General features: G+C 49.5%; 1 protein-coding gene. It reads left to right on the top strand.

The features are described from left to right. Positions 1 to 721: HAMP domain-containing sensor histidine kinase (locus R7Q09_RS25510; RefSeq protein ID WP_318143860.1), on the top strand; the 721-nt coding region annotated here is incomplete at both ends.

Genomic DNA, 721 nt, shown 5'->3' with positions numbered 1-721 from the left:
TTTGCGTCTTCACTTTCTGAAGTAGCCAAAGACAGCGAAACCCGCAAGTTGTCTGCACACATCGAAAGTGCGTTAGGCGCGGCAGAAGATTTGATCGGAGATGTGCTGGATATTTCGCGTTTGGAATCGGGTAAGTTGGAAGTCAATGTGCATGGCTTCGCGGTCAACGATGTTCTGGCGAACCTCAATGCGGAATTTAGCGCATTGGCCAAACAACAGGGGATCGAGTTCACTATGATTCCATCTTCTCTCATGGTGAAATCGGACCCTAAATTACTGCGCCGTGTGGTGCAGAATTTCCTCACCAATGCCTTTCGTTACAGTCCAAATGGAAAAGTTGCGCTGGGAGTGCGCCGAGTTCAAGGGCGTGTGCGCATTGATGTGTGGGATAACGGCATGGGCATCGAGGAAGAAAAACAGCAGGAAATTTTCGAAGAGTTTAATCGCGGAACGCAAGTTCGCTCCGATCAAGGTTTGGGATTAGGCTTGGCGATTTCCAAAGGGATTGCGCAGGTGTTGGGGCACGAAATTTCAATGCGTTCGTGGTTTGGTAAAGGCAGCGTGTTCTCAATAACCTTGGATAAGGCTCATCACGTTCAGCCACACCCTGCGAAAGTCGAGACCAGTCCTCAATCGGAGTTGTGCCACTTGCGAATTCTGTGTGTAGACAACGAACCTGACATTTTGGTCGGAATGGAAAATCTGCTCTCTCGTTGGGGGT

The sequence above is a fragment of the Vibrio sp. 2130-1 genome, from assembly GCF_033339515.1.
This window is presented reverse-complemented; position numbering and strand designations above follow the sequence as displayed.